This is a genomic window from Burkholderia torrens (assembly GCF_984668525.1).
Window position 1 is genome coordinate 859821 of sequence record NZ_OZ480211.1, and the last position, 22399, is coordinate 882219.

At 68.7% G+C, this 22399-nt stretch carries 20 protein-coding genes; 14 read left to right on the plus strand and 6 right to left on the minus strand.

The window, feature by feature from the left end; translation table 11 throughout:
* Nucleotides 1-18: 18 nt before the first annotated feature.
* Nucleotides 19-1461, minus strand: a complete 1443-nt coding sequence (locus AC5LXX_RS03915) for a TAXI family TRAP transporter solute-binding subunit (RefSeq protein ID WP_493410540.1) — start codon at nt 1459-1461, stop codon at nt 19-21.
* A 439-nt stretch (nt 1462-1900) separates the two neighbouring features.
* On the opposite strand from AC5LXX_RS03915, the gene AC5LXX_RS03920 reads away from it, so the two are divergent.
* The 5 genes from AC5LXX_RS03920 (at nt 1901) to AC5LXX_RS03940 (ending at nt 8213) form a co-directional block, all read left to right on the plus strand.
* Nucleotides 1901-2266, plus strand: a complete 366-nt coding sequence (locus AC5LXX_RS03920; protein WP_089424630.1) for a BON domain-containing protein — start codon at nt 1901-1903, stop codon at nt 2264-2266.
* Nucleotides 2267-2404: 138 nt separating this feature from the next.
* Nucleotides 2405-4495, plus strand: a complete 2091-nt coding sequence (locus AC5LXX_RS03925) for a D-(-)-3-hydroxybutyrate oligomer hydrolase (protein ID WP_493410541.1) — start codon at nt 2405-2407, stop codon at nt 4493-4495.
* A gap of 611 nt (nt 4496-5106) precedes the next feature.
* Nucleotides 5107-6942: a S10 family peptidase gene (locus AC5LXX_RS03930; RefSeq protein ID WP_493410542.1), complete on the plus strand. Its 1836-nt coding sequence runs from the start codon at nt 5107-5109 to the stop codon at nt 6940-6942.
* Between the two features lie 276 nt (nt 6943-7218).
* On the plus strand, nt 7219-7776 hold the full coding sequence (locus AC5LXX_RS03935; RefSeq protein WP_493410543.1) for a nucleotidyltransferase domain-containing protein: 558 nt from the start codon (nt 7219-7221) through the stop codon (nt 7774-7776).
* Nucleotides 7776-8213 (plus strand): hypothetical protein, encoded by a 438-nt coding sequence (locus AC5LXX_RS03940; protein ID WP_493410544.1) that lies wholly within the window; start codon nt 7776-7778, stop codon nt 8211-8213. The genes AC5LXX_RS03935 and AC5LXX_RS03940 overlap by 1 nt, the downstream gene beginning before the upstream one ends.
* Nucleotides 8214-8289: 76 nt before the next feature.
* Here the strand turns inward: AC5LXX_RS03940 and AC5LXX_RS03945 are convergent, their stop codons facing one another.
* From AC5LXX_RS03945 to AC5LXX_RS03965, 5 genes are all read right to left on the minus strand, one after another.
* The gene (locus tag AC5LXX_RS03945) at nt 8290-9078 is read right to left on the minus strand and encodes a sulfite exporter TauE/SafE family protein (RefSeq protein WP_493410545.1); all 789 of its coding nucleotides are present in this window, start codon (nt 9076-9078) and stop codon (nt 8290-8292) included.
* A 292-nt stretch (nt 9079-9370) separates the two neighbouring features.
* A complete protein-coding gene (locus AC5LXX_RS03950; RefSeq protein WP_493410546.1) occupies nt 9371-10810 on the minus strand; it encodes a DHA2 family efflux MFS transporter permease subunit in 1440 nt (479 codons plus the stop codon).
* Nucleotides 10811-10947: 137 nt separating this feature from the next.
* Nucleotides 10948-11679 carry a DsbA family oxidoreductase gene (locus AC5LXX_RS03955; protein WP_493410547.1) on the minus strand — a complete coding sequence of 244 codons (732 nt, stop codon included), beginning with the start codon at nt 11677-11679 and terminating at the stop codon, nt 10948-10950.
* Nucleotides 11680-11853: 174 nt separating this feature from the next.
* The gene (locus AC5LXX_RS03960) at nt 11854-12648 is read right to left on the minus strand and encodes a helix-turn-helix transcriptional regulator (RefSeq protein WP_493410548.1); all 795 of its coding nucleotides are present in this window, start codon (nt 12646-12648) and stop codon (nt 11854-11856) included.
* The gene (locus tag AC5LXX_RS03965; RefSeq protein WP_493410549.1) at nt 12645-13619 is read right to left on the minus strand and encodes an ornithine cyclodeaminase family protein; all 975 of its coding nucleotides are present in this window, start codon (nt 13617-13619) and stop codon (nt 12645-12647) included. Before AC5LXX_RS03965 ends, AC5LXX_RS03960 begins: the two co-directional genes overlap by 4 nt.
* Before the next feature lie 382 nt (nt 13620-14001).
* Here AC5LXX_RS03965 and AC5LXX_RS03970 point away from each other — a divergent pair, with 382 nt between their 5' ends.
* From AC5LXX_RS03970 to AC5LXX_RS04010, 9 genes are all read left to right on the plus strand, one after another.
* A complete protein-coding gene (locus tag AC5LXX_RS03970; RefSeq protein WP_493410550.1) occupies nt 14002-14781 on the plus strand; it encodes an ABC transporter substrate-binding protein in 780 nt (259 codons plus the stop codon).
* A 67-nt stretch (nt 14782-14848) separates the two neighbouring features.
* Nucleotides 14849-16093 carry an NAD(P)/FAD-dependent oxidoreductase gene (locus AC5LXX_RS03975; protein ID WP_493410551.1) on the plus strand — a complete coding sequence of 415 codons (1245 nt, stop codon included), beginning with the start codon at nt 14849-14851 and terminating at the stop codon, nt 16091-16093.
* 187 nt (nt 16094-16280) lie between these two features.
* Entirely contained in the window at nt 16281-16550 is a 270-nt protein-coding gene (locus AC5LXX_RS03980; RefSeq protein WP_493410552.1) for a hypothetical protein, read from the plus strand.
* 71 nt (nt 16551-16621) lie between these two features.
* Nucleotides 16622-19297: a beta strand repeat-containing protein gene (locus tag AC5LXX_RS03985; protein WP_493410553.1), complete on the plus strand. Its 2676-nt coding sequence runs from the start codon at nt 16622-16624 to the stop codon at nt 19295-19297.
* 299 nt (nt 19298-19596) lie between these two features.
* A complete protein-coding gene (locus AC5LXX_RS03990) occupies nt 19597-19956 on the plus strand; it encodes a COG4315 family predicted lipoprotein (protein WP_124449204.1) in 360 nt (119 codons plus the stop codon).
* 33 nt (nt 19957-19989) lie between these two features.
* Entirely contained in the window at nt 19990-20505 is a 516-nt protein-coding gene (locus AC5LXX_RS03995) for a sigma-70 family RNA polymerase sigma factor (protein WP_049032111.1), read from the plus strand.
* Complete coding sequence (locus AC5LXX_RS04000; protein WP_493410554.1) at nt 20502-21284, plus strand: anti-sigma factor family protein; 783 nt, start codon at nt 20502-20504, stop codon at nt 21282-21284. Before AC5LXX_RS03995 ends, AC5LXX_RS04000 begins: the two co-directional genes overlap by 4 nt.
* Nucleotides 21285-21312: 28 nt before the next feature.
* A complete protein-coding gene (locus AC5LXX_RS04005; RefSeq protein ID WP_493410555.1) occupies nt 21313-21735 on the plus strand; it encodes a quinol oxidase in 423 nt (140 codons plus the stop codon).
* A complete protein-coding gene (locus tag AC5LXX_RS04010; protein ID WP_493410556.1) occupies nt 21732-22364 on the plus strand; it encodes a LolA family protein in 633 nt (210 codons plus the stop codon). The genes AC5LXX_RS04005 and AC5LXX_RS04010 overlap by 4 nt, the downstream gene beginning before the upstream one ends.
* Nucleotides 22365-22399: the final 35 nt, after the last annotated feature.

Below are 22399 nucleotides of genomic sequence, written 5' to 3' on the forward strand. Positions count from 1 at the left end.
TGATCGCGGATCGTCCGCTCACGCGGAACCGGGAGTCGCCCGAGGGGGCGTGCCGGCCGGCGGCGCGGCCTCGGCGCGCGCGTTCGGCGCACCGCCGGCGCCCGGCGAGCCCGCCGGCGTGTCATGGTCGTGCGCGGTGAGCCGTTCGCGCACGAAGCCGATGTGCTCGCGCAGCACGTAGAACTGCCCGGCGTAGGCCAGCGGCATCTTCATCCGGTTCACGGCTTCCTCGATGTCGTCCAGCTCGTCGAGCAACTGCACGCGCTCCTCGGCCGTGTGCTCGCCGAGCGCGCGGCGCTCGAGCGCGATCAGCGCGCCGTACCAGCGGTAGATGCGCGAGCGCACGCGCCAGCCGTACAGCGACGGCACGAGCCGCAGCCCGGGGATCAGCACGACGATCAGCGGCACGACCACGACCAGCAGCCGGTCGACGAGGCTCGCGACCCAGAACGGCAGCCGCCGGTACAGGAGGGTCTTGCCCGACTTGTAGTAGCGCGCGGCGTCGTCGGACAGCGCGAACCCGCGCGTGACGGGCGACGGGAATTCGCCCGCGTGCTGCAGGATCGTCGCATGGCCGTGCACCTCGCGAGCGGCCTCGATCAGCAGGTCGGACAGCGCGGGGTGCAGCGAGTCGCGCGCGACGAGTTCGATGGTCGGCGCGACCGTGTGGATGTCGGCGGGCGGCAGGTTGTGGCCGAGATCGTAGACGCCCATCGGCAGCGTGATCGCGGTCAGGTACGGAAAGCGCCGCGCGTAGGCCTCGGCCTGCGTGAACGAATACACGTGCACGCCCGGCGCGCGGAACAGTTTCGCCATCACCGGGATCTGCGTCGAATCGCCGGACAGGAACGCCGCGTCGATCTTGCCGTCGAGCAGCGCGGTTGCCGCGTCCTCGCCGGCGGTCGGCAGCAGCTCGGTCGGGCCGCCGGGCACGATGCCGTTCATCTTCAGCAGCGCGAGGCTCAGCTCGCGCGCGCCGCTGCCTTCCGCGCCGAGCGCGAGCCGCTTGCCCTTGAAGTCGGACAGGCGCGCGACGACCGGGCCGCGGTACATGATCGCGAGCGGCACGTAACCGATGCTGCCGAGCGACACGAGGTGTTCGTCGCGCTCCTTCGGGCCGATGCCGCTCTGCACGAAACCGACGTCGACCGGCGCGTTCGGGTTCGACAGCCGCTCGAGGTTCTGCGCGGACCCTTCAGACGATTGGACGTCGAGCGTGACGCCGTTCTTCGCGAGGATCGCCTTGTACTTCTGCGCGGCGTTCCAGTACGTGCTGCCGGGCGGGCCGGACGAGATCACGAGCGTGGACGGCGGCGCCGGCTGGATCAGCTTGACCGCGAGCCAGACGGCCGCGGCGGCGAGCAGCACGGTCGGGCCGATCGACAGCGCGAGGTCGCGCCACGACACCGCGACGAAGCGGGCGAGGATGCGGCGGGGCGGGCGAGGGCGGGCAGGCTTCATGGGGTCGGCGGATGACGCTGGCATGACGCATCGGTGACGCTCGGACGGTCGTCACGGGCGATGCGGATTCTCGCGGCGATGGTACCCGGTTTCACCGCGCATGCGCGAGTCGGGCGGCCCGGCGCGGCGCGCCGGCGACAGCGGCGGGCGGCCGCGCGTCAAAAGCTTTGCGCTTCGGCGGGCACTGGATTACATTGTGCGACGCAGCCGCGCCCGATTCGCGCGCGACCCGGCACGCAATGAGACCGGGCGCGTCCGGCCGGCGGCTGCCCGGCCCGGCCGGCCCGCTTTCAGCGTGCGCCGGCCGCCGGCCCGTGTCGCCTCTCTCGTATCGCCGTGGAAAACACCGGCTGTCCCGCCCGTTCGCGCGCGGGCCGGCTGTTTTTGGGGGTATTCGGCCGTACTGTGCACGGCCGTTCCGGAGTGATAAGGAGATAGCATGAAGTCGATCGTGTTGAGAGCGTTGGGTGTCGCCGCCGTGGCGGCCTGTCTGTCGGGCAGCGTGTACGCGCAGTCGAGCGACGCAGCGGCAACGGAAGCGCCGGCGGCCGCGACGAGCGCGCCGAAGGCCGCCGCGAAAACCGCGAAGAAGGCGAACCGCAAGCTCGGCTACGCGGTGCGCAAGGCCATTACGAAGGCAGGCGGCATCGACGTGGCGAACATCGTCGTGCGTTCGAAGGGCGGCGCGATCACGCTGGAGGGCACGGTGCCCGACCAGGCTCAGATCGACAAGGCGGAAGAGGCGGCGAAGGGCGTGAGCGGCGTGACGTCGGTCTCGAACAAACTGACGGTTCAGCAGCAGTAACGCCGGGCGGCGGCGCGCGAGCGCCGCGCGCGCCCGTTTCCACGCGGGCCCCGGCATGCCGGGGCCCGTTTGCGCTTCAGAGGCCGCAAGCCGCGCGCGACGCGGCGGCGGACCGATAACGAAATCGAGGGGGCGGCGATGACGAGGCTCGGGTGGGGCAGGCGGGTGGTGTGGGGTGCGGCGCTGGCCGCGGTCGCGATGCTCGGCGCCTGCAACGGCGACGATTCGGCCGAGCGCAACCGGTTGCCCGGCTTCGTGTCCGGCAGCGTGCGCACGACGGCCTACGACGGCGCGAGCGACGACCTGCTGACGGCCGGCCTCGGCAGGACGGGCCTCGGCACGGCCACCGCGCCCGGCTTCGCGAACGCGTCGCGGCCGACGAGCGCCGAACTGCGCCGCCTGGCCATCTGGTCGAACTACCGCGCGCTCGTCGACATGAGCGCGAATGGCGGCTACGGCCGCTTCTGGGGGCCGAACGTCGATCTCGACGGCAACGACACGCTCGGCGAAGGCAAGATCGCGGGCACCGAATATCTCGCGTATTCCGATGACGGCAGCGGCACCAAAAACGTGACGCTGCTCGTGCAGGTTCCCGCCAGCTTCGATCCCGCGCAGCCTTGCATCGTCACCGCGACGTCGTCGGGCTCGCGCGGCGTGTACGGCGCGATCTCCGCGGCCGGCGAGTGGGCGCTCAAGCGCGGCTGCGCGGTCGCCTACAACGACAAGGGCGGCGGCAACGGCGCGCACGAGCTCGGCTCCGACACCGTCACGCTGATCGACGGCACGCTCGCGAACGCAGTGCTGGCCGGTACCGCGAGCCTGTTCACCGCGAACGTGACGAGCGGCGATCTCGCCGCGTTCAACAGCAGCTTCCCGAACCGCTACGCATTCAAGCACGCGCATTCGCAGCAGAATCCCGAGCAGGACTGGGGGCGCGTGACGCTGCAGTCGGTCGAGTTCGCGTACTGGGCGCTCAACGAGCAGTTCGGACCGCTGATCGACGGCTCGCATCACGGCGTGCGCTATCGCGCGGGCGACATCACGACGATTGCCGCGTCGGTCAGCAACGGCGGCGGCGCGTCGCTCGCGGCGGCCGAGCAGGACAGCCGCGGCTGGATTACCGCGGTGGTGGTCGGCGAGCCGCAGATCAACGTGCGGATGGCGCCGAATGCGATCGTGCGCGCGGGCGGCCAGCCGGTGCCGTCGTTCGGCCGGCCGCTGGCCGACTACGCGACGCTCGCGAACCTGCTGCAGCCGTGCGCGGCCGCGTCGGCGTCGCTCGCCGGCGCGCCGTACCTGAGCGCGCTGCCGGCCGCGACCACGCAGTCGATCCGCACGCAGCGCTGCGCGACGCTCGCCGCGGCCGGGCTGGTGGCGGGCGCCGACACGCAGAGCCAGGCCGCCGACGCGCTCGCGCAGCTCCACGCGGCCGGCTATCTGGCCGATTCCGACCTGCTGCAGGCGCCCATGTGGGATTCGCAGGCGATTCCGGCGATCGCGGTCACCTATGCGAACGCGTACACGCGCTCGCGCGTCACCGACAACCTGTGCAACTTCAGCTTCGCGACGATCAATCCGGCGACGGGTGCGGTCGCGGCGCCCGCCACGTCGCCGATGCCGGCCGTGTTCGGCGTCGGCAACGGCGTGCCGCCGACGGCCGGCATCGACCTCGTGTTCAACAACGGCGCAGGCGTCGACCATCGGCTCGCGACGCCCGATGCGAGCTTCGCGGGCGCGCTTTGCCTGCGCCAGCTGTGGACGAACGGGATGCTCGGGATGCCCGCGAACGTCGATGCGGTGCGCGTGAACGCGAACCTGCACGGCAAGCCGGCGATCATCGTGCAGGGCCGCAGCGACGCGCTCGTGCCGGTGAACCACGCGTCGCGTGCGTATGTCGCGCAGAACGGCATCAGCGAGGCCGGGCGCAGCCAGCTGGTGTTCTACGAGGTGACGAACGGCCAGCACTTCGACGCGTTCCTGCCGGTTGCGGGCTTCGACACGCGCTTCGTGCCGGTCCACTACTACAACCTGCAGGCGCTGAACCTGATGTGGAAGCACCTGAAGAACGGCGCGCCGCTGCCGCCGTCGCAGGTGATCCGCACGGTGCCGCGCGGCGGCACGCCGGGTGCCGCGCCGGCGCTGACGAGCGCGAACCTGCCGCCGATCTCGGCCGCGCCGGGCGCGAACGCGATCACGACGGGCGCAGGCACGATCGACGTGCCGCTCTGACGGCATCCGCCGCACATGCTCCAGCGAAGCCGGACAGTCGTCCGGCTTCTTTTTTTGCGGCATGGAATCGGTCCCGAACGGCCATTTATCCGAATGGCGAGCGCCGTAACAAATTGTTACTTTACGGCATTAAATCCGGAACCTAATATGCGCCGGTATTTTCACTTAATTTAATAAATTCCAGATACGAGATATTCCTTTCCGTTTAGTTAATCGACCCTTTCGATTTTATTAAATCGGCTCGATCTGCGATTGATCGCCGTTTCGCGATTGGTCGGCATCTCGCCGAGGGGGATTGTTCGTCTGTTCGAAGCGGAGCGGCCTTGCCGGGCGGGCTTTGTGGGGCATGCTTTTGCCGTCGATTTTGTGCGTATGCAAATGCGCGAAATGAATTCGTATTGCTGCGGATTATTGAATTGTCGTTTGCAATGGAATTGATTCCATTGTGCGGTTGCAAAAACACGGGTGGGGTAAATCATGCCGGTCGGTATTCGCCGATTCGGTAAAAAACTCGGAATGCGTCGCATAACGAATGCATTCCCGGTGCGGAGCGCCGGCGCAAATGATCCTTTGCGACCGGCGGTATTTATCGTTCTGTTCGAGAGGCAATAATGACGACACGGAAGTCCTTGAAAGACGGTTTCGCGCTATTCGGAACGACTTTGAGCATGCCGCTCGCCGCAGCAGCGGCCGCGGCGCTGCTCGTCACGGGGTGCGGCGGCGACGACGGGCCGAGCCCGGCTGCATCGGCCGCCGCCGCGGCCGCGACGTCCAGCGGCAGCACGCAGGCCAACACCAGCGCAACGGCCGCCGCCGCGGCCGACCAGCCGTACGTCGACACCGACGTGTACGGCACCGGGCCGAACGACGCGGTCACGGATTCGACCGAAGGCGCCGCGGTCGTGCACCGCCAGGTCACGATCGGCGGCAAGACGATCAAGTACACGGCCACCACGGGCCACCTGACCACGATCGATCCGGTCACGTCGGCACCGAACGCGAAGATGTTCTACGTCGCGTACACGCAGGACAATCCGGACCCGTCGAAGCCGCGCCCGGTCACGTTCTTCTACAACGGCGGCCCCGGCTCGTCGTCGGTCTACCTGCTGCTCGGCTCGTACGGGCCGAAGCGCCTGCAGTCGTCGTTCCCGAACTTCACGCCGCCCGCGCCGTACAAGCTGCTCGACAACCCGGACAGCCTGCTCGACCGCACCGACCTCGTGTTCATCAACCCGGTCGGCACCGGTTACTCGACGGCGATCGCCCCGGCGAAGAACAAGGACTTCTGGGGCACCGACCAGGACGCGCACTCGATCGACCGCTTCATCCAGCGCTACCTGACCAAGTATTCGCGCTGGAATTCGCCGAAGTTCCTGTACGGCGAGTCGTACGGCACGGCGCGCAGCGCGGTCGTGTCGTGGGTGCTGCATGAGGACGGCATCGACCTGAACGGGATCACGCTGCAGTCGTCGATCCTCGACTACGCGAACGCGTTGTCCGCACCGGGCACGTTCCCGACGCTCGCGGCCGATGCGTTCTACTGGAAGAAGACGACGCTCAACCCGACGCCGACCGATCTCGACGCGTACATGGTCCAGGCCCGCAACTACGCGGACAACACGCTCGCGCCGCTCGCGCAGAAGCCGAACCCGCAGGACGGCGGCTTCGTGAACGTGCGGCTGAACCTGAACCTGCAGACCGCGCAGCAGATGGGCGCGTACATCGGCACGGACCCGACGTCGCTGATCCAGACCTTCGGCAATCCGGCCGCGCTCGGCAACGTGCCGTCGTCGGACGACAACCCGCCGTACACGTTCTTCCTGACGCTCGTGCCGGGCACGCAGATCGGCCAGTACGACGGTCGCGCGAACTTCACGGGCAAGGGCATCGCGCCGTACATCCTGCCGAACTCGGGCAGCAACGATCCGTCGATCACGAACGTCGGCGGCGCGTACACGGTGCTGTGGAACAGCTACATCAACACCGACCTCAAGTACACGTCGACTTCGTCGTTTGTGGACCTGAACGACCAGGTCTTCAACAACTGGGACTTCAGCCACACGGACCCGACCGGCGCGAACAAGGGCGGCGGCAATACGCTGTACACGGCCGGCGACCTGGCATCGACGATGAGCGTGAACCCGGACCTGAAGGTGCTGTCGGCGAACGGCTATTTCGACGCCGTCACGCCGTTCCACCAGACGGAGCTGACGCTCGCGCAGATGCCGCTCGATCCGACGATCAAGGCGCAGAACCTGACGATCAAGAACTACCCGTCGGGCCACATGATCTACCTGAACGACGCGTCCCGGACCGCGCTGAAGGGCGATCTCGCCAACTTCTACGACGGCATCCTCGCGAACCGTACCGCACTGCAGCGCGTGCTGAAGCTGCAGGCGCGCACGCAGCAGCTCAAGCAGCAGAAACTGCAGCAGCAGGGGCAGTAGGCGGCGTGGGCGGCGAGTGCCGCCTGACGTGAAAAGCGCACCTGCTCATGCATCCCGACGCTTCGAACGCGTGCGTTGACGATGCCGCAGTATTGCCTCGCGATGCCCCGGAGTCATGGACTTCCGGGGCATCGTCTCGTCTGGCGATGCACGCCGGCCGCAAGTCACGGGTGACGGCGTCGCATCATCCTTAAAAAGGGGATGCAAAGCCCTCTATTGAGGATTTTCACGAATATCCTCATAATAGGGACGATCATCCCTAATTTGAGGATTCAGATGGGCCTTGCCGACTTCCTATTCACGCCCGGCATGCAGCGCGTGCTGGGCGCCACGCTGCTTCAACCCGATCGCAGTTTTACGCTGCAGGATTTGCTGCGTCTGGCAGATAGCGGGCGCGGGAGCGCTCAAAAGCAGGTGGATCGGCTGATCGAGGCTGGCGTACTCAAGGAAGATGCCCGGCGAGGACGACAACGGAGCATCCGCGCGAACACGGAATTCATCCTCTATCCGGAATTGGTCGACATCGCACGAAAGTCGTTTGCTGTCGCGGAGCCGTTGAAGGAAGCCTTGTTGCCTTTTGCCGCGCATATTTCCACGGCCTTCGTGTTTGGTTCGGTCGCCAAGGGCACCGATAGTGGCCGCAGCGACATCGACCTGATCGTCATCGGCAACGTCCAGCTCCTCGAGCTATCCGAAGCCTTGCACGCGGCCGAGCAGGATCTGCTGCGCCCCATCAACTTCTCGTTGTACGAACCCGCTGAATGGGCCGCGCTGGTAGACGCCGATCCAGTCATGGCGCAGATCGCCCAAGGCCCCGCGTTGAGGATTCTGTGATGTCACGCCCACCCGAATACGAAAACCTCATCAAGACGAAAGCCTTTGACGCGGTTGCACCGACACCCGGGGCAATCGAGGGCTTCCTGCGCAATGCCGCGGACTACAAGGCCACCGCCGACGAGTTGGATCCCGCCCGGCATCTGCAGGTATTTACCTTGGCCTACGAGGGCTACTTTCAGGTAGTACAGGCCATCCTGGAGTTCTACGAGGTGCGCACCAAGGATGCCGGCCGTAACCTGGCCATCCAGCGGGTATCGACGTCGTTGGGCGTGAGTAGCCAGGAGTTCGCCTTCATCACGAAGGCGCACGAGCGACGCAACGGCACGTCGTACGTTTCGCCGTTTCCGCCGGTGTCGAAAGCGGAAGCCGTCACGATGCTGGGCATCCTGGCGAAATATCTGCCTGTTGCGCGTGCGTTGACCAGTGCGCTGTGAGGCCCGCCAGAAAGTCAGTCCAGATGGTCGGCACGCGCCGTGACGGCGTTTGCCGTCAAGGGCCGCGAGAAGCCCCTTACGCGAGAACGAGCCGCACGCCGACCGCGACGAGCGTCGAGGCGAGCAGGTTGCGCAGCAGCCGCTCGGGCGCGCGCGCCGACAGCAGGCTGCCGATCACGATGCCCGGCAGCGAGCCGAGCAGCAGCGACAGCAGCATCGACCAGTCGACCGAGCCGAGCAGCCAGTGGCCCATGCCGGCGACCAGCGTGAGCGGTACCGCATGCGCGATGTCGGAACCGACGATGCGGGTCGTTGCGAGCATCGGATACAGCAGCAGGAGCACGGTGACGCCGATCGCGCCGGCGCCGACCGACGTCATCGACACGAGCACGCCGAGCACGGCGCCCGTCAGCACGGTCGACCACAGCGTGCGCGCGAGGCTCGGCCTGAGCGGGTTGCGCGCGGCGAACGCCGTGAGTTGCGGCCGGAAGATCAGCGCGAGCGACGTGAGCAGCAGTGCGATGCCGAGCACGAGCTGGATCATCCGCGCGGTGCCCGGCGTGTTCATCCCGTGCGTGTGCAGCCACCACAGCGTGACGGCCGCGGCCGGCACGCTGCCCGCTGCGAGCCGGAGCGTGATGCGCCAGTCGATCGATCCCTTCAGGCCGTGGACGAGGGTGCCGGTGGCCTTGGTCGCGGCCGCGTACAGCAGGTCGGTGCCGACCGCCGTCGCAGGGTGCACGCCGAACAGCAGCACGAGGATCGGCGTCATCAACGAACCGCCGCCGACGCCCGTCAGGCCGACGAGAATGCCGACGAACAGGCCGGACAGGGAGTACAGCAGATCGATATGGGGAAGCGACATCGGAACCAGGCGGTTATGCGGTGTTCGGGGCGGCGCGTGGCCGCGGCGCGCGCGTCAAAGTCCGCCATTGTCGCAAAAGTGACGCGTCAGCGTACGACTCCGTTAAAAATCGGCCGGAAAAGCCGGCGTGGCGGGAGGCAGGACAGGGGCGAAACGGGCGTTTGAATGGCCGTGTGGCCGATGGACAGCCATCGGACCGGGATGCGTGACGCATCCGCCGCGCGCCGCGCCCGGCAAGCGTAAAAAAGGGCGCCACAACGCGCGCGCCCGGCTCGATGGCGGTTGCCGCCGCTCAGTGCATCGCGGGGCCAACGCCTTCGACGGTTGCCTGCCGCCGGATGCGCAATGCGAGGCCGATCAGCGCGGCCACGGCGGCGAAAACCGCGCCGAACGCGAATGCCGCGTGGTAGCCGCCGTTCAGCGCGGCGAGCGGCGCGGCCTGCGCTGCCGCGAGCGCATCGGTGCGGGCGGTCGCGAGGCTCGCGAGCACCGCGAGGCCGAGCGCGCCGCCCATCATGAACGCGGTGTTGACGATCCCCGACGCCAGCCCCGAATCGGCCGGGTCGACGTCGCTCATCGCGGCGAGCAGCACCGGGTTGAACGCGATACCGGCGCCGATGCCGAGCAGCGTCATACCGGGCAGCACGTGCCACACGAAGCCGCCGTCGACCGGCGCGCGGGAGAACAGCGCGAGGCCGCAGGCGGCGATCAGCAGGCCGGCCGCGATCGGGCCGCGGATGCCGAAGCGCATCACGATCCGCGCCGACAGCCCGAGCGAGAATGCGGCCATGATCAGGTTCGCCGGCAGGAACGCGAGCCCGACCTGCAGCGGCCCGTATTGCAGCACGCGCTGCATGTACAGCGCCGACAGGAAGAACCACGCGAACATCGCGGCCGCCCACAGCACGGCGATCACGTTCGCGAGCGCGACATTGCGCGCGGCGAACAGCGAGAGCGGCATCAGCGGATGCGCGGTGCGCGCCTCGATCGCGATGAACAGCGCGAGCAGCACGGCGGCCGCGCCGATCAGCGCGACCGTCTGCGCCGACAGCCAGCCGGCCTCGTTGCCGCCGACGATCCCGTAGACGGCCAGCATCAGCGACGCGGTCACGGTGAGCGCGCCCGCGACGTCGAGCCGCGCGGTGCCGGCCGGCGCACGCGTGCGCGGCAGCAGCGCCGCGCTCATCGCATAGACCGCGATGCCGATCGGCAGGTTGACGAGGAAGATCCAGTGCCACGACAGCGAACTCGTCAGCAGCCCGCCGAGCAGCACGCCGATGCTGCCGCCGCCCGCGCACACGAAGCCGTACACGCCCATCGCGCGTGCGCGCTCGCCGGGTTCGGTGAAGAGATTCATGATCAGCGACAGCGACACGGCCGACACCACCGCGCCGCCGAGCCCCTGCACCGCGCGCGCGGCGATCAGCATCGTCTGCGATTGCGCGAGGCCGCATGCGAGCGACGCGAGCGTGAACACGACGAGGCCCGCGAGAAACATGCGCCGCTGGCCGTACAGGTCGCCGAGCCGGCCGCCGAGCAGCAGGCAGCCGCCGAACGTCAGCAGGTACGCGTTGACGACCCACACGAGGGCCGTTTCGGTGAAGTGGAGGTCGGTGCTGATCGACGGCAGCGCAACGTTCACGATCGTGCTGTCGAGCACGATCATCAGCACGCCGAGACAGAGGACGATCAGCGCATACCAGCGCTTCTCGCCGTGGATCCCGTGGGTCATGGGGCTGCAGCCTTCCGATGGTTATTCGAAGGATGCATTGTAGATGTCGAGGACGCGGGCTTCCTGCCGGTTTGTGGCAGGAGCGGCGCGTAGTGGCGCGCGCCCGCGGACGGGGGCGCCGGAAGCGTGGACGGGCGTTACGAGCGCGCCGGCAGTTCGCAGCCGTCGGGGCCGCAGGCCGCGGCGTCGGCGCCGTCGAGTTCGACAAAGCCGTCACGCCACGCCTGGTCAAGCGCCTGCGCGAATGCGTCGGCCGGCTGGGCGCCCGACACCGCGTAGCGGCCGCCGAACACGAACAGCGGCACGCCGCGCCCGCCGATCTGCGCGGCGCGCGCGATGTCGGCTTCGACTTCGTCGCGGTACGCATCGCTGCGCAACACGGCTTCGACGGCCGTGCGCTCGAGCCCGGCTTCGACCGCGAATTCGGTCAGTTCCGCGTGATCGAACAGCGAGCCGTGTTCACAGAAATACGCGCGGTACAGCCGTTCGGTCAGTGCGTGCGCGCGGCCCGTCGCTTCCGCGAGCTTCACGAGCCGGTGGCCGTCGAGCGTGTCGCCGACGAGCGTGCCGGGCAGGTCGTAGCGCAGCCCGACGCTCGCGGCCGCATCGGTCACCTGGCGCAGCATCTGGTCGACCTGCGCGGGCGACATCCGGTATTTGCCTGCGAGCATCGCCTCGACCGGCTCGACGGGCTGGCCGGGCATCAGCCGGTACGCGCGCAGCGCGACGTCGACGCGGTCGGCGTGCGCGAACGCGGCGAGCGCCTCGTCGAAGCGGCGCTTGCCGATCCAGCACCACGGGCAGATCAGGTCGGACCAGATTGCGACGGTCAGGGTCGGGCGGGCAGTCGGGGCGGGAGCGGTCGTCATGGGCGGTCCAGGGCGGCAAAAAAGTGTAACCGGGACTATATCATTTTATGCATCAGCGCTTCGGCGCGGCCGCGCCCGTGCGGCGGGGCCCGGCCCGGCGTATCACGAAGCATAGGCACGGAAACCGCGGCGCGGTAGCGATGACCGGTGCCGGCCGTCGCCGCGACCGGCCGCTTACGCGTCGCCCTGCGTTTCCTTCAGGTGCTTGAGGTGCTTGTAGACGGTCGCGCGCCCCATCCCGAGCACGTTCGCGACGTAGTTCGCCGCGCTCTTGCCGCGGAACGCGCCTTCCGCGTACAGCGCCTCGACGAGTTCGCGCCGGTGTTCGCGCGTGAGCCCGTTCAGCCCGACCTGCCGCTCGCGCAGCCAGCCGTGCAGGAACGTGTTGATGCGCTCCTGCCAGTCGTCGCGGAACAGCTCGTCGGGCTGGGCGACGACGCCCGCGCCCTTGATGAACAGGTCGAGCGTCGTACGGACCTCGTCGAACACCGCGATGTTGAAGTTGATGCACATCATCCCGGCCGGGCGGCCTTCGTCGTCGAACAGCACGTTGCTGACGCAGCGCATCCGCCGGCCGTCCCAGTTCAGCTTCTCGTACGGGCCGATCACGCGCTCGCGCGCGGAATGATCGATTTCCTCGAGCGCGGAATCGTCGCCGACCTCGCGCTTCGACAGGTTGTTCGCGAGATACAGCACGGTCTGGTCGTGCAGGTCGTGGATCACGACTTCCGCGTACGGGAAGAACAGCGCGGCGATACCGTCGGCGATCGGCGCATAGCGGGTGAGCAGCAGGTCTTTGACGGGGGATTGCTTCTTGCGCATCGGTGTCGCGATCTCGGGTGGGCGGAGGCCGGGCGGCGCGTCGGGCCGGCGTGCGGGCGCACCGGTGGCCGGCATGCCCGTGCGCCCGCGCTCGGCTGCCGCGGCGGTTGCGCCATTGTATCGGCCCCGCGTGCGCGTGCCGCTCATGCGCGCGTCAGATGCGTGTACAGCGCGTGCGCGATCGCGATGTCCTCCAGCCCGAGGCCGATCGACCGGAAGAACACGTGACGCGTGCGCGACGGCGCCGCGCAGGTGCCGGCGACGAGCGTGGGCAGGTCGCCGACGATCCGCCCGGCCTCCCAGCCGTGGTCGGCCGCCGCGATCTGCATCTCGCCGGCGCTGGCGGGCGTCGTGTGGCGGTAGTCGCAGTAGACGTCCATGTCGGGCAGCCACGCGGGCGGGATTTCGTGCGCGCGCGCGACGTTCGTGCTGATCGACGTGACGAGCGCCGGGCGCGTGAGCATCCCGTCGCCGAGCACGGGCGTGCCCGACGACGTGCACAGCATCACGACGTCCGCGTCGCGCACGCAGGCTTCGACGCTCGCCGCCGCACGGGCGCGCGGGTCGAGTTCGGCGAGCTTCGCCTGCTGTGCGGCATCGCGGGCCAGCGCGGGCGAGTACACGCGAATCGTCTCCCAGTCGCGCAGCGCCGCCGTGTGCCGCAGGTGCGCGAGACCGACCGTGCCCGCGCCGACGATCGCCAGGCGGCGCGCATCGCGCGGCGCGAGGCAGTCGACCGCGAGCGCCGTCGTGCCGGCCGTGCGTTCGATCGTCAGCAGCCCCGCGTCGCACCACATCAGCGGCTGGCCGGTCTGCATCGACATCAGCGCGGTCCATGCGGTGACGATTGGTCTCCCGTCGGGCTTGCCGCCCGTCACGACGTACGGCGACAGTTTCGCGCCGAACACCTGCGCATCGGCGAGCGCGCCGAGATACGTGATGAAGTCGCCGGCCTGGCCGGGAAACAGCGTGAGCGTCTGCGGCGGCTGCACCGCGCGCGCCGCTGCGAGCGACGCGAACATGCGGCGCAGCGTGCCGAGCACGTCGAGCGACGGCAGCGCCGCGCGCACGGCGGCTTCGTCGACGGTCAGCGGCAGGGTCGGGACGGTTTGCGTCATGAGGACATCTCCGGTCGGGGCCGGACAGAACTGTCTCGAAAGACGGCGTCCGGCGATGTTAGTTATGGACGAAAAGTCTAATATAGACAAACGAGGTCTGGAGAGTTTTTCTTTTTCGAGACCGGGTGTCGTCGCAATTTTTACGAAAATTGTCGATAAATCAACGATGTATATCGTGATCTGCAGAAATTTCGATCCGGCTCGACAGCGCACGATTCTCGTAACCCCTATAGTCTAAAGTAGACTTTAAGTCTATATTTCGCCTGCAGTACACGGCACGTCGCCTGGCGGCGGCCGCCTGCATCGAATGCCGATCGGGCGCCTGTCAGACGGCGTCGTGCGACAGATCTTCCTCGCCTCAATCCGGAACAGAAGGACCGTCATGAACTGGAAGCTTTCCCTTTGCGCCGCTGCGGCGCTCGCGTGCGCGGCCGTCACGGCCCATGCGGAACAGACCACGCTGCGCTTCGGCATCGAAGCCGCCTATCCGCCGTTCGAGAGCAAGACGCCGGCCGGCCAGTTGCAGGGTTTCGACGTCGATGTCGGCAACGCGGTGTGCGCGAAGCTGAACATGAAATGCGTGTGGGTCGAGAATGCGTTCGACGGGTTGATCCCGGCGTTGCAGGCGCGCAAGTTCGACGCGATCAATTCGGCGATGAACATCACCGCGAAGCGCAAGCAGAGCATCGACTTCACGCCGGCGATCTACGTGGTGCCGATCGTGATGGTCGCGAAGCACGGCTCGCCGCTGCGGCCCGACGTCGCGAGCCTGCGCGGCAAGCACGTCGGCGTGCTGCAGGGTTCGTCGCAGGAGGATTTCCTGAAGGCGCACTGGGCCAATGCGGGCGTGGACGTCGTGTCGTACCAGGATCAGGACCAGATCTACACCGATCTCGTCGCGGGGCGGCTCGACGCGGCCGTGCAGGAAGCACAGACCGCGCAGGACGGGTTCCTCGACAAGCCGCCCGGCCGCGACTACCAGATCGTCGGCGACGCGCTGAAGGATCCGACGACGCTCGGCGAAGGCACGGGCTTCGGGATGCGCAAGAACGACAAGGCGCTGCAGGCGAAGATCGTCGGCGCGCTCGATGCACTGAAGAAGGACGGCACGCTGAGCGCGCTGTCGCAGAAGTACTTCAAGCGCGACATCATCGCGAAGTAAGCGCCGCCGCGCGCCGGCCGCGGGGTCGGCGCGCGGCGCATCGAATCTCGACGCAGGACGGGGAACCATGGATTTCGACGTCATCGTTCTGGGGGCCGGCATCGTCGGCGTGTCGTCGGCGCTGCACCTGCAGGATCGCGGGCTGCGCGTCGCACTCGTCGACCGGCGCGCGCCCGGCGAGGAAACCAGCCACGGCAATGCCGGGCTGATCGAGCGCTCGTCGGTCGTGCCGTACGCGTTTCCGCGCCGGCTCGGCACGCTGCTGCGCTACGCGCGCAACCGCTCGGTCGATCTGTACTGGGATTACCGCGCGCTGCCCGCGTATGCCGGCTGGCTTGCGCGGTTCTGGCGCGAATCGTCGCCGCAGCGGCTCGCCGTCGCCGCGCGCGACCTGCTGCCGCTCGTCGCGGCGAGCGTCGTCGAACACGACGCGCTGCTCGCGCGTACCGACGCCCAGCCGCTCGTGCACGACGGCGGGTGGATCGAGGCGTTCCGTTCGCCCGCGCTGTTCGACGCGGAAGCCCGCACGCAGCAGCGCGTGGCCGCCGCGCACGGGCTGCGGATGGCCGTGCTCGACGCGCGTGCGCTGCGCGATCGCGAGCCCGGCATCGGCGACGCATTCTGCGGTGCCTTCCACTGGCAGGACCCGAAGACCGTGTCGAGCCCGGGCGGGCTGACCAAGGCCTACGCGCGGCTGTTCGAGCGCGACGGCGGCACGTTCGCGTGCGGCGATGCGAAGACGCTCGTGCAGGTGGACGGCGGCTGGCAGGTCGGGTCCGAACACGGGCCGATTTCGGCACGTTCGGCCGTGGTCGCGCTCGGGCCGTGGTCCGAGCGCGTGTTCGCGCCGCTCGGCTACCGCATTCCGCTGCGCGCGAAGCGCGGCTACCACATGCATTACCGGCCGACGCGCGCGCCGCTGAGCGTGCCTGTCTGCGATACCGAGGAAGGCTTCGTCGTCGCGCCGATGGAGGGCGGCCGCCTGCGGCTCACGACGGGCGTCGAGATCGCGCCGCGCGGCGCGCCGCCGACCGGCGTGCAGCTCGCGCGCGCCGAACCGCTGGCGCGCGACGCGTTCGGCATCGGCGAGCGGCTCGACCCCGAGCCGTGGCTCGGGATGCGGCCGTGCACGCCCGACATGCGTCCGGTGATCGGGCCCGCGCCGCGCCATCGCCATCTGTGGTTCGCGTTCGGCCATGCCCACCACGGGCTCACGCTCGGCCCCGCGACCGGGCGCCTGCTCGCCGAAATGATGACGGGTGCGCCGACCTATATCGATCCCCATCCGTACCGGCCCGCGCGCTTCGGCTGACCGGCAATGCGAGGCGGCGATTGCCGTCGCCTCGCGTTGCCGCCTGTATGCCGATCGCTTGACGGCATTCACAGTATTTCATTTTGCTATCCGGATAATCGAAAGCCACGCGACCGGAAATGGTCTGCGTAATCGGCAAGAAAGATAATCGCAAAATAAAGAAAATCAGTAAATCCGCGATTTATCAATGCATTTTCATATTGCTGAAAAGCGTAATGGGCAGCCGGCCATGACGGTATGGGGCACCATCGCGACAGGGCTTTCCGGCGTTACGTGGAATGTACCGGAACACGTTACTACGGGGCTCGCAAACGTTACGTTACATCCATGCTCCGCGGGCCTTTTTCGTCAGACGATTGAGGCAGGTCAACCCGTCGCAACCCGTGAATTTCGTCTGAAATCGATTAAAAAATCGTTATTGCAGAAAAATCGACAGACAAATCAATCCGTTTTTTGAATTGGCACGCTTCGTGCAATCCGTCCCCATGCTTTATCAACGTAGTGCCAACCGAGATGGGGAAAATAACGATGGGACAAAATTTTAAATTGACGGGCGTGGCGCTGTCGGTCGCGACGGTGTTCGGGGTACTGGCTTCGGGTTCCGCGATGGCGGGCGCCCTCGATTCGCTGCCGATCCCGCAAGTGATCGTCAACCCGCCGACGAACAGCGTGTCGGTCGGGCTGGTCGCCACGGGGACGTCGCCGCTGGGCTCGGTCACCGTGACGGCGGGCGGGTCGGGTGCGATCCAGACGTCGCTCGGCGATCCGGGACAAGTGCTGTCGGGTGCCGTGGGGGCGGTGACGGGCGCACTGGGTGGTGGCGGCGGTACGGTGCAGCCGCTCGCACCGGTCCAGGGTGTGTTGAACCAGGTGACGGGTGCGCTGAACGGCGGCAACCCGGCAGGTGCGTTGACCGGTGCGCTGAATACGGCGACGGGGACGCTGAGCAATGCGGTTGGCACCGTGACGGGCGCACTGGGTAATGTCGGCGGTGGATCGAATCCGCTGGCACCGGTGCAGGGTGTGGTGAATCAGGTGACGGGTGCGCTCGGCGGCGGCAATCCGGCCGGTGCACTGACGGGTGCGCTCAATACGGCGACCGGCGCGCTGAGCAATGCGCTCGGCACCGCAACGGGCGCTCTGGGCGGTATCGGAGGTGGATCGAATCCGCTGGCGCCGGTTCAAGGCGTGGTGAATCAGGTGACGGGTGCGCTCGGCGGCGGCAATCCGGCAGGCGCACTGACGGGCGCACTCGGCACGGTCACGGGCGCACTAGGCGGTATCGGCGGCGGCTCGAATCCGTTGGCACCGGTGCAGGGTGTCGTGAACCAAGTAACGGGCGCGCTCGGCAGCGGCAACCCGACAGGCGCGCTGACCGGCGCACTTGGCACGGTGACGGGTGCGCTGGGCGGTATTGGTGGCGGTTCGAACCCGCTGGCACCGGTGCAGGGTGTCGTGAACCAAGTAACGGGCGCGCTCGGCAGCGGCAACCCGACAGGCGCGCTGACCGGCGCACTTGGCACGGTGACGGGTGCGCTGGGCGGTATTGGTGGCGGTTCGAACCCGCTGGCACCGGTGCAAGGTGTCGTGAATGGTGTCACAGGCGCGCTCGGCAGCGGCAACCCGACAGGCGCGCTGACCGGCGCACTTGGCACGGTGACGGGTGCGCTGGGCGGTATCGGCGGCGGTTCGAACCCGCTGGCGCCGGTGCAAGGCGTCGTGAATCAGGTGACGGGCACGCTCGGCGGCGGCAATCCGGCCGGCGCACTGACCGGCGCACTCGGCACGGTCACGGGCGCACTGGGTGGCCTCGGTGGCGGCTCGAACCCGCTGGCACCGGTGCAAGGCGTTGTGAATCAGGTGACGGGCACGTTGGGCGGTATCAGTGGTGGCTCGAACCCGCTAGCACCGGTGCAAGGTGTCGTGAACCAGGTAACGGGTGCGCTCGGCGGCGGCAACCCGGCAGGCGCGCTGACAGGCGCACTCGGGACGGTGACGGGCGCACTGGGTGGCCTCGGCGGCGGCTCGAACCCGCTGGCACCGGTCCAGGGCGTCGTGAACCAGGTAACGGGTGCGCTCGGCGGCGGCAACCCGGCGGGCGCACTGACCGGCGCACTCGGCACGGTCACGGGTGCACTGGGCGGCCTCGGCGGCGGTTCGAACCCGATCACGCCGATCCAGAACATCGTCAACCAGGTCACGGGTACGCTCGGCAGCGGCAACCCGACCGGCGCGCTGAGCAACGCGGTCAACACGATCACGGGCTCGCTCGGCAACCTCGGCGGCGCAGGGAGCCCGCTGGCGCCGGTGCAAGGCGTCGTCACGCAGCTCGCGGGCACGCTCGGCAACGGCAATCCGGCCGGTGAACTGACGAACGCGCTGAACTCGGTGACGGGTGCGCTCGGCAACCTCGGCGGCTCGAACCCGCTGGCGCCGGTGCAGGGTGTCGTCAACCAGGTCGTCGGCACGCTCGGCGGCAGCAACCCGGCCGGCACGTTGAGCAACGCGGTCGGCGCGGCCACGGGCGCACTCGGCAACGCGGTCGGCTCGGTTGCAGGCGCGCTCGGCGCACTGGGCGGCTCGAATCCGCTGGCGCCGGTGCAAGGTGTCGTCAACCAGGTCGTCGGCACGCTCGGCAGCGGCAATCCGGCCGGTGCACTGACGGGCGCGCTGAACTCGGCGACGGGCGCGCTCGGCAACCTCGGCGGCTCGAATCCGCTGGCGCCGGTGCAAGGCGTCGTGAACCAGGTCGTCGGCGCGCTGTCGGGCGCGGCGGGCAACAGCCCGATCGCACCGATCACGAACCTCGTGAACGGCCTGACGGGCGGCAGCAACCCGGCCGGCGCACTGACCGGTGCACTCGGTTCGGTAACGGGCGCACTCGCGAGCGGTCCGGCGGCACTCGGCCAGGCGGCCGGTGCGCTGTCGGGCGCGGCCGGTTCGACGGCAGCGGCAGGCGGCAGCCTGCTCGGCGCGGGCGCGAACGCGGCCGGCGGCACGGCGGGCGCAGTCGGCTCGCTGCTGACGACGGGTGCCAACTCGACGGCGACGGTCGTCAATGCGGTCGGCACGTCGGTGGGTACGGCGCTCGGTTCCGCGCCGAGCCTGTCGGTGACGCCGCATTCGGGCAACGGCTCGCCGAACAACCCGCTCGCACCGGTGACGACGCTGCTCCAGTCGCTGACCGGCGCACTGCCGAAGTAACCGGCCGGCCCCGCACGGCGGCGCCGCATCGGCCGCCGTGCGCGACGATCGTGCCATCCGGGTCGCGCAACGCGGCATGACAGCGATGTCATGCCGCGTTGTCCTTTCGGGTCTCCCGCTGCCTTTCGTCGCATGAATGACCGCCGCCGACCGTTGCGGCGCAGCATGGAATAACCGGTTCCCGCCGTCCGTTTACCTACCGAGTTCCGGCACGGCCGGCCGGCGGGATAATGGTTGTAACGAAACCGATCGTCCCGTCCGGCGGTGTGTGCCATGAGGTCCTGCCAAGGAGAACGGGAATGAAACGGATACTCTTTGCCGCCGCGCTGACGGCGGCGATCGTGCGGCCGGCGGCCGCGGAACCGCCGCAGGTCGGCGACGGGAAACTGGTCGACGAGGCGCACATGACGCTTTACGTGTTCGATCGCGACGCGCCGGGCAAGAGCGCGTGCGACAGCGCATGCGCGGCGAACTGGCCGCCCGCGATCGCGGACGCGTACGACAAGGCATCGGGCGCACTGAGCCTCGTCGCGCGCGACGACGGCAAGAAGCAATGGGCGTACCGCGGGCGCCCGCTGTATCGCTGGAAGATGGACCGCAAGGCTGGCGATGCGGGCGGCGACGGGATCGGCGGCATGTGGCACGTCGCGCGCCCGTGACCGCGCGGCGACGCTGATGCGCAAGGCTTCCTGATGAGCTACGAATCGGATCTGCTGGTGTGGCTGCCGCATCTCACGCGCTATGCGCGTGCGCTGACGGGCGACCGCGCGTGGGCGGACGATCTCGTGCAGGACACGCTCGAGCGTGCGCTGAACCGGCCGCCGCGCGATGGCGGCAACCTGCGCGCGTGGCTGCTGACGTTGTTGCGGCACCGTTTCATCGACCAGTTGCGCGCGCGGCACGAGATCGCGGTCGACGACGCCACCGCACCCTGGCAGACGATGGCCGCGCCGGCCGGCGAGATCGGCGGGCTGGTGCTCCGCGACGTGCAGCGCGCGCTGTACCGGCTGCCGGTCGAACAGCGTGAGGTGTTGCTGCTGGTCGCGCTTGAAGAGTTGAGCTATCGCGATGCCGCACAGGTGCTCGGCGTACCGGTGGGCACGGTGATGTCGCGGCTCGCGCGGGCGCGCGCGCAGATGCGCGCACTGCTGTCGGACGAGCCGTCGGCGCACGGCACGGCCGCGTTACGGGTGATCGGGAAAACATGATGGACGATCCGCACAAGCCTTCGAACGAGCGGGACGACGACGCGTCGGCGCAGCTGCTGTCCGCATTGCTGGACGGCGAGCTGTCCGGGCACGAGCAGCGCGAGATGCTCGAGCGCCTGCGCTCCGATCCGGAGGAGGCCGAACGATTCGCGCATTACCGCGCGCAGCGCGACGCGCTGAAAGCGCTGTTCCCGCTGCCGAGTGCGGTGCCCGCGCTGTTCGTGCAGCGCCGAGCGCCGCGCGGTCGTGCATTCGCGTACGCGTGCGCCGGGCTGGCGGCCGGGTTGCTGATCGGCGTGGCGCTGCATGCGGGCTGGACGGCATTCGGCAGCGATCCGGCGTTCGCCGCGCGCGCCGATGTCGCGTATGCGGTGTACGCAGCCGATCGCGAGCATCCGGTCGAGGTCGGCGCGGGCGATCCCGCGCAGCTTGCCGCGTGGTTGTCGGCGCGCGTCGGGCGGTCCGTGCGCGCACCGTCGCTCGACGAATACGGTTACGTGCTGCTGGGCGGCCGGTTGCTCCCCGGCGATGGCGGGCCGGCCGCGCAGTTCATGTACCAGCGCGCGGACGGCGCGCGCGTGACGCTGTACATGACCGCCTACGATGCGCGGCATCTCGCGCCGCAGTCGATGTCGGCCGACGGCCGCTACACGTATTTCTGGTCGGATCGCGGCATCGGCTACGCGTTGTCCGGCCGCGGCGACGAACGGCGCCTGCGCGAGCTCGCGATCGAGGCGTGCGGCGCGCTCGGCGGCTCGACCGACGCGTGGAAGAGCTGACGCGCGACGCCGGCAGGGAGCCCAGGCGATGAAGACGACGATGACGAAGGTGCTCGTGCAGGTGGCGCTCGCGGCGGCCGCGACCGTCGCGCGGGCGGAAGGCGAGGCGCCGGTGCGCGTGCCGGTCGACGCCGACGGCGTGCAGCGGGTCGCCATCGTCGGCGGCAGCTATTTCTTCCGGCCGAACCATGTGATCGTGCGTGCGCACGTGCCGGTCGAGCTAACCGTGTCGGCCGAACCCGGTGTCGTGCCGCACAGCTTCGAGATCGATGCGCCGCCGCAGGCCGGCATCGCGGTGCGTACCGAGCTCGGCACGACGCCGAAGACGTTCCGCTTCACGCCGGCGCAACCGGGCCGGTTCGCCTACTATTGCACGCATCGGCTGCTGTTTTTCAGGAGCCATCGCGAGCGCGGGATGGAAGGCGCGCTCGATGTCGAGGCGGCGCCGTGATCGCCGCGTTGCTGGCCGCGAGCCTGATAGGAGCGAGCATGACAGCCGACCCCGTGACCGTCGCCCAGGCGCATTTCAACCAAGTCCGCTCGTACCGCGCGACGATCCGCTCGTCGGCGCGCAGCGGCGAGCACACCGAAATCCGCTACGCCTACCTGAAACCGGGCTTCGTCCGGATGGATTTCGTGTCGCCGCATCACGGCGCGGTGCTCGCGTACGACCCCGGCGACGGCAAGGTGCGGCTGCGCCCGTTCGGCGCGCACGCGCCGCCCGCGCTGACGCTGTCGCCGTCCAATCCGCTCGTGCGCGATCGCAGCGGCCACCGTGTCGACCGGTCGGACGTCGGCGAACTGCTGCGCAACGTGCATGCGCTGCAGCAGGGCGGCGCGACCGTGACCGAGGGCGAGGAAGCCGTCGGCGGCCGGACGGCGTTGCGTGTGTCGGTCACCGGTGCGCACGCGCACGTGGTCGACGGCGTGCATCGCTACCGGCTGTGGCTGGACGCGGAGGACGGATTTCCGCTGAAGGTCGTCAGCTTCTCCGGCGATGACGACGTGCCGCTCGAAACCGTGACGCTCGACGACGTGGAAATCGACGTTGCGTTTCCCGAGCGCTTCTTCACGCCCTGATCGATCCACTGATCCGTTCTCCTGATGGACATGCC

Bases quoted from the DNA above. Each gene is read 5' to 3' on its own strand.
- AC5LXX_RS03995 (WP_049032111.1), top strand. From the start codon at position 19,990: ATGAGCTACGAATCGGATCTGCTGGTGTGGCTGCCGCATCTCACGCGC.
- AC5LXX_RS03955 (WP_493410547.1), bottom strand. From the start codon at position 11,679: ATGACGACCGCTCCCGCCCCGACTGCCCGCCCGACCCTGACCGTCGCA.
- AC5LXX_RS03980 (WP_493410552.1), top strand. From the start codon at position 16,281: ATGCATTTTCATATTGCTGAAAAGCGTAATGGGCAGCCGGCCATGACG.
- AC5LXX_RS03945 (WP_493410545.1), bottom strand. From the start codon at position 9,078: ATGTCGCTTCCCCATATCGATCTGCTGTACTCCCTGTCCGGCCTGTTC.
- AC5LXX_RS03965 (WP_493410549.1), bottom strand. From the start codon at position 13,619: ATGACGCAAACCGTCCCGACCCTGCCGCTGACCGTCGACGAAGCCGCC.
- AC5LXX_RS03970 (WP_493410550.1), top strand. From the start codon at position 14,002: ATGAACTGGAAGCTTTCCCTTTGCGCCGCTGCGGCGCTCGCGTGCGCG.
- AC5LXX_RS03950 (WP_493410546.1), bottom strand. From the start codon at position 10,810: ATGACCCACGGGATCCACGGCGAGAAGCGCTGGTATGCGCTGATCGTC.
- AC5LXX_RS03985 (WP_493410553.1), top strand. From the start codon at position 16,622: ATGGGACAAAATTTTAAATTGACGGGCGTGGCGCTGTCGGTCGCGACG.
- AC5LXX_RS03975 (WP_493410551.1), top strand. From the start codon at position 14,849: ATGGATTTCGACGTCATCGTTCTGGGGGCCGGCATCGTCGGCGTGTCG.
- AC5LXX_RS03920 (WP_089424630.1), top strand. From the start codon at position 1,901: ATGAAGTCGATCGTGTTGAGAGCGTTGGGTGTCGCCGCCGTGGCGGCC.
- AC5LXX_RS03960 (WP_493410548.1), bottom strand. From the start codon at position 12,648: ATGAGCGGCACGCGCACGCGGGGCCGATACAATGGCGCAACCGCCGCG.
- AC5LXX_RS03925 (WP_493410541.1), top strand. From the start codon at position 2,405: ATGACGAGGCTCGGGTGGGGCAGGCGGGTGGTGTGGGGTGCGGCGCTG.
- AC5LXX_RS04000 (WP_493410554.1), top strand. From the start codon at position 20,502: ATGATGGACGATCCGCACAAGCCTTCGAACGAGCGGGACGACGACGCG.
- AC5LXX_RS03935 (WP_493410543.1), top strand. From the start codon at position 7,219: ATGGGCCTTGCCGACTTCCTATTCACGCCCGGCATGCAGCGCGTGCTG.
- AC5LXX_RS04005 (WP_493410555.1), top strand. From the start codon at position 21,313: ATGAAGACGACGATGACGAAGGTGCTCGTGCAGGTGGCGCTCGCGGCG.
- AC5LXX_RS03940 (WP_493410544.1), top strand. From the start codon at position 7,776: ATGTCACGCCCACCCGAATACGAAAACCTCATCAAGACGAAAGCCTTT.
- AC5LXX_RS03915 (WP_493410540.1), bottom strand. From the start codon at position 1,461: ATGAAGCCTGCCCGCCCTCGCCCGCCCCGCCGCATCCTCGCCCGCTTC.
- AC5LXX_RS03990 (WP_124449204.1), top strand. From the start codon at position 19,597: ATGAAACGGATACTCTTTGCCGCCGCGCTGACGGCGGCGATCGTGCGG.
- AC5LXX_RS03930 (WP_493410542.1), top strand. From the start codon at position 5,107: ATGACGACACGGAAGTCCTTGAAAGACGGTTTCGCGCTATTCGGAACG.